This is a genomic window from uncultured Campylobacter sp. (assembly GCF_937997595.1).
Taxonomy (GTDB): Bacteria; Campylobacterota; Campylobacteria; order Campylobacterales; family Campylobacteraceae; genus Campylobacter_B.
On the sequence record NZ_CALKTS010000292.1, the window covers coordinates 1 to 5,456 of the forward strand.

The 5,456-nt window shown below is 47.2% G+C and carries 6 protein-coding genes; 5 read left to right on the plus strand and 1 reads right to left on the minus strand.

Annotation, left to right across the window (positions count from 1 at the left end; genetic code table 11):
* The coding region (locus Q0614_RS09755; protein WP_298788365.1) for a hypothetical protein at positions 1-476 on the minus strand (476 nt) is incomplete at its 3' end.
* A 609-nt stretch (positions 477-1,085) separates the two neighbouring features.
* On the opposite strand from Q0614_RS09755, the gene Q0614_RS09760 reads away from it, so the two are divergent.
* The 5 genes from Q0614_RS09760 to Q0614_RS09780 form a co-directional block, all read left to right on the plus strand.
* Entirely contained in the window at positions 1,086-2,432 is a 1,347-nt protein-coding gene (locus Q0614_RS09760; protein ID WP_005873052.1) for a DASS family sodium-coupled anion symporter, read from the plus strand.
* 166 nt (positions 2,433-2,598) lie between these two features.
* The gene (locus Q0614_RS09765; RefSeq protein ID WP_298788367.1) at positions 2,599-3,252 is read left to right on the plus strand and encodes an amino acid ABC transporter permease; all 654 of its coding nucleotides are present in this window, start codon (positions 2,599-2,601) and stop codon (positions 3,250-3,252) included.
* A 2-nt stretch (positions 3,253-3,254) separates the two neighbouring features.
* Positions 3,255-3,911 (plus strand): amino acid ABC transporter permease, encoded by a 657-nt coding sequence (locus Q0614_RS09770; protein WP_298788369.1) that lies wholly within the window; start codon positions 3,255-3,257, stop codon positions 3,909-3,911.
* Positions 3,911-4,648: an amino acid ABC transporter ATP-binding protein gene (locus tag Q0614_RS09775; protein ID WP_298788371.1), complete on the plus strand. Its 738-nt coding sequence runs from the start codon at positions 3,911-3,913 to the stop codon at positions 4,646-4,648. The genes Q0614_RS09770 and Q0614_RS09775 overlap by 1 nt, the downstream gene beginning before the upstream one ends.
* Before the next feature lie 20 nt (positions 4,649-4,668).
* Positions 4,669-5,456: cysteine ABC transporter substrate-binding protein (locus Q0614_RS09780; protein WP_298788373.1), on the plus strand; the 788-nt coding region annotated here is incomplete at its 3' end.

A 5,456-nucleotide genomic window follows, 5' to 3' on the forward strand; every position in this document is an offset into this window, starting at 1 on the left:
CTTGCACCGATGACCCAGCCAGGCAGAGTCTTTGAAAGCGAATCGCTGCTTCCGTCAGATTCGTCATATGAATAAATTTTATATTTCAAAAATGAAACTCCTGTATATGCGCCCGCTACGAGTTTAAAGCCATTCGTAATCTCAGGCGTAAAATCCCCGCCTACGAGCAAGCTATGCTTATTCCACTCGTGTTTAAATATGATGTCCTCGTCAGTGCCAGTTTTCGAAGCTTTGAAATCATACAAGTACTCGCCGTACGCCCTAGCTATACCGAAATCGTAACCGCCTTTAAAGCCGAGCGCAGCCTGCCCCTTATTATCTTTATTCGTGCCAGAATCGTCCTCGTCAGACCATTTAGTAGTGATGCTGGATTTAAAAGAATAATCTTCCTCGATACCTAAAAATATTCCCTCGCCAAAGCTTGAACTCACGCATACCGCAGCGGCAAACGCCGCGATTAAAATTTTGTTTTTCACATTTTCTCCTTATAATTTATAATTTCGGGCTTTCCACCGCCGCCGCTTTTGCCATTTTACCGCTTGCTATCTTTAAGCATCTTCCGCCAAGCTCGCTTACAAGCGCATTTAAAATTTGCCGATTATAATATCCTTTTTTTGAAATTTCGATGAATTTCGCGACAAGACTTGGAATTTTATCTCACTCGCCTTGGATAAAATTCTATCTTGATTGCCAGCACGGAATTCGACGAAATTCTACGCCGCCCCCTTGGGCAGCTAGCAAATTTAAATGCCAGAGCCATTAAAAAACAATCTGTGATGAAATTTAAAGCGTTTAGTTAGTTGCTCGTTTTTATCTATAATTTAAAATTTACACACGAGATAAGTGCCGTGTTACCGATAGTAACTACGCTTTTAAAAATTTAAGACGATTTGATTTGGAATTTATAAAATTCCCGCCTCATTTTTGTATCATAAGCCAAATCCAAAAAAGGAGTATCTATGGAAGAACACAAAGTGGAGTTACGCAACTCCCGCTTACAAGGACCACTGGACTCAGACGTAGACGAGCTGGGTTTAGACAGGCTCACCGATACCGTGCCGTTTCCTAAGCGCGGCGTCATCATTATGGCGATTGCCGCTGCTGTGGGCTTTGCGCTATATGCCGCGTTACCATTTGAGCCTAATGTCAAAAAAGGCCTTGCGCTGCTTGCTTTTATCGCGATTATGTGGCTTACAGAGGCCGTGCATATCACGGTAACCGCGCTTATGGTGCCGGTGCTTGCGGTAGCTATCGGACTTGGCAAATTCGCTAAAGATGGCACTTTCACGGCTGCCACCATCAAAAGCACGCTTGCAAATTTTGCAAACCCTACGATCTTTACCTTTTTCGGCGGTTTTGCTCTGGCAACAGCTCTGCATATGCAAAAGCTCGATAAAAAGATCGCGATGTGGCTAATCGCCCGCGCAGGCGGTCGCTTGGGTGTAGCTGCGATTTTAATCTGCCTTGCTACGGCGATCCTTTCGATGTGGGTTTCAAACACCGCAACTGCTGCGATGATGCTTCCGATCGCGCTTGGAATTTGCGCCAACATGGACGAGAGCAAAGATCGCGGCACGCTTGTGTTTTTGCTTTTAGGCATCGCGTATTCTGCAAGCATCGGAGGTCTGGGCACGCTCGTGGGATCTCCGCCAAATTTAATCGTGGCTCAAGCCTTGCACTACAGCTTCGCGGACTGGATGAAGGTAGGTTTGCCGCTAATGTGCGTGATGCTACCGATAATGCTTGTGGTGCTTTATATAATTTTCAAGCCAAATTTAAGTCATAAAATAGAGATGGATCTGGAGCATATCCCTTGGACGCGCGAGCGCATTATTACGATCGTCGTATTTGCTCTAACGGCGCTTGGCTGGATATTTTCGAAACAAATTTCAGCCCTTGTGGGCTTTAAAGTGGACGATGCTTACGTCGCGATCTGCTCGGCAGTCGTAATCGTCATACTAGGGCTTGCCAAATGGCACGACATCGCCGAAAACACCGAATGGGGCGTGTTGCTGCTTTTTGGCGGCGGACTTACTCTAAGTGCGGTTTTAGGCGATTCTGGAGCTTCTAAGGTGCTTGGCGATCTAGTCGCGCACACTTTCGGTGGAGCGCCTACTTACATCGTACTTTTGGTAACGGCAGTTTTCATCATCTGCCTTACGGAATTTACGAGCAATACCGCCTCTGCTGCACTTTTAGTACCAGTATTTGCGGGAGTAGCGGCTCAGATGGGGCTGCCAAAAGAAACTCTTACTATAGTAATCGGTGTGGGCGCAAGCTGCGCTTTCATAATGCCGGTAGCGACGCCGCCAAATGCTTTGGTTTTCGGAACGGGACGCATTCGCCAGGCGGAAATGGTACGAAGTGGTGGAATTCTAGCGATATTCTCCGCGTTTTTGGTTTCGGGATACGCGTATATTTTTTACTCGTAAAATTCCGTCAAAATTCTATAGTCCGGGTATCTGCTCGGACTAAATATATTTATAAGATATATTTTTAAACTCCTAAATTTTCGGAATCTTTATAAAAAAATTCTAATTTAATACTATTTTAATCAGTTATCTGTATAATACGCATATCTTACGGAAAGAAGAATTTATGGATTTTGATTTTATAGCTAAATTTAGCCCTATGTTCGTAAAGGCGGGAATTTTAACGCTAAAGCTCGCATTTTACGGGATTTTACTATCCATCATCATCGGTTTTATCTGCACACTGATAAAATATAAAAGATTGTCGCTGCTAAGCCCGCTTGTGAGCGCATATATCGAGCTGTCGCGCAATACTCCGCTTTTAATTCAGCTATTTTTTCTATACTACGGCCTGCCGAAGCTGGGCGTTCAAATTTCGGGCTTTACCTGCGCGATCGTAGGTCTTGCTTTTTTGGGCGGCAGCTACATGAGCGAGAGCTTTAGGCTCGGTTTTGAGGCGATAAAAAAATCCCAGATCGAAAGCGCGATGAGCCTGGGGCTAAGCGAAGCGCAGATAGTCTTTTACGTCGTGCTGCCGCGCGCCTTTGCGATCGCCCTGCCCTCCATCAGCGCAAACATAATCTTTCTGCTTAAAGAAACTTCGATCGTTAGCATCGTAGCGCTCGCCGATCTCGTTTATGCCGCAAAGGACATTATCGGGCTGTATTACAAGACGAACGAGGCGCTATTTATGTTAAGCATTTCGTATCTGATCATAATCCTGCCGCTTTCGCTAGCGCTTACGCTGCTTGAAAAGCGCCTTGCGTATATGAGGGGCTAGCGATGGAACTATTCGGCGGCGAAAATTTAATCAGACTTCTTGGCGGACTCGGAGTTACGCTGCAAATCGCGCTCATCTCGATCGCGGTTTCGCTCGCCCTAGGCTTGGTACTTGGAATTTTAATGGCCTCCGGGCGCAGAGTCTTATACATCCCGCTTAAAATTTGCCTAGAGATCGTGCGTATCATGCCACCCATCGTTTGGCTATTTATCGTATATTTCGGCGCGAGCAAGGCTTTTGGCATCCACATCTCAAATATCGCGGCTTCGATCATCGTCTTTAGCGTCTGGGGTGTTTTTGAGATGATGGATCTGGTGCGCGGCGCCGTGCTTAGCATCCCCAAGCATCAGTTCGAAAGCGCCGAAGCGCTCGCATTTAGCAGATCGCAAATTTATCTCTACGTCATCCTGCCGCTTGCGATGAGGCGCCTGGTGCCCGCAACGATAAATTTATTCAGCAGGATGATAAAAACAACCTCGATCGCCGTACTAATCGGCGTCATCGAGCTCGTCAAAGTCGGACAGCAGATCATCGAAGTGAATGTCTTTCGCGACAATTACGCGCCGCTAATCATCTACGGAGCGATATTTTTCGTATATTTTTTGATCTGCTATCCGATCTCGGCGCTTTCGAAAAAACTAGAAAACAGGTGGAGCTGATGGAAATTTTAAAAATCGATAAAGTTAATAAATTTTACGGCGAGCTGCACGCGCTAAAGGACGTCAGCCTTAGCGTCGCGCAGGGCGAAGTCGTGGTGATCCTGGGTCCTAGCGGCTGCGGCAAAAGCACCCTACTTCGCACGATCAACGGCTTAGAGCCGGTACAAAGCGGAAATTTTATAATCGAGGGCGAGCGGATCGATCAAAATTTCAAAGAGTGGCGCAGGATCAGGCAAAAGATCGGTATGGTCTTTCAAAGCTACGAGCTTTTCGATCATCTAAGCGTTCTGCATAACATAATCCTGGGCCCGATGAAGGTGCAAAACGTCCCGAAAGAGGAAGCGATAACTCTAGCGCGCGAATGGCTAAAGATCGTAGGTCTTGCGGATAAGGAGAATTCCTACCCCAAAGAGCTTAGCGGCGGGCAGAAGCAGCGCATCGCAATCGTGCGAAGCCTGGTGATGAAGCCCAAGATCATGCTTTTTGACGAGGTTACCGCAGCTCTTGATCCCGAGATCGTGCGCGAGGTGCTCGACGTAATGCTAAATCTTGCCAAAGAGGGGCAGACGATGCTAATCGTAACGCACGAGATGGGCTTTGCGCGCGCCGTAGCCGATCGCATAGTTTTTATGGACGAGGGAAGCGTCGTCGAGATTAACGAGCCGGAGGCGTTCTTTACCGCTCCGAAGAGCGAGCGTGCGAAGAAATTTCTAAATATGTTCGAATTTAAAAAATAAATTTTAATAAAGGAGAAAAGATGAAAAAAACGCTAAGCACGCTTTTTATCTTAGTTGCGTTATTTTTCGCAGGTTGCAACGACGAGGGCAAAGGCTCCTCAAATTCCGCACAAGGTTCCGCCGCTCCGCAAAGCTATATAGACGGAGTTAAAAAACGCGGTGTAGTGAGGATCGCCGTTTTCGGCGATAAGCCGCCGTTTGGCTACATTGACGAGACGGGCAAAAACGCGGGATATGATGTGTATTTTGCAAAACGCATCGCAAAGGAGCTTTTGGGCGATGAAAACAAAGTGCAGTTCGTGCTCGTAGAGGCGGCTAATCGCGCGGAATTTTTAGCGTCGGATAAGGTCGATATCACGCTTGCAAATTTTACCGTCACGCCGGAGCGCAAAGAGGTCGTGGATTTCGCGCTGCCGTATATGAAGGTAGCTCTCGGCGTCGCGAGCCCGAATGGCGATATCACCGACGTTTCGCAGCTTAAGGACAAAACGCTTTTAATCAACAAAGGCACGACCGCGGATCTGTATTTTACGAAAAACCATCCCGAGATCAAGCTTTTAAAATTTGACCAAAATACCGAGACTTTCGGTGCGATGCTGGACGGCAGGGGCGACGCTATCGCGCATGATAATACGCTTTTGTTTGCGTGGACGAAATCAAACCCTGGTTTTAAGGTAGGTATCCGCTCGCTGGGCGATCAGGACGTCATCGCGCCTGCGGTCAAAAAGGGCAACGACGAGCTTCGCAAATGGCTTGACGATCTAATCGTAAAGCTCGCGGACGAGAAATTTTTCCACGCCGACTACGA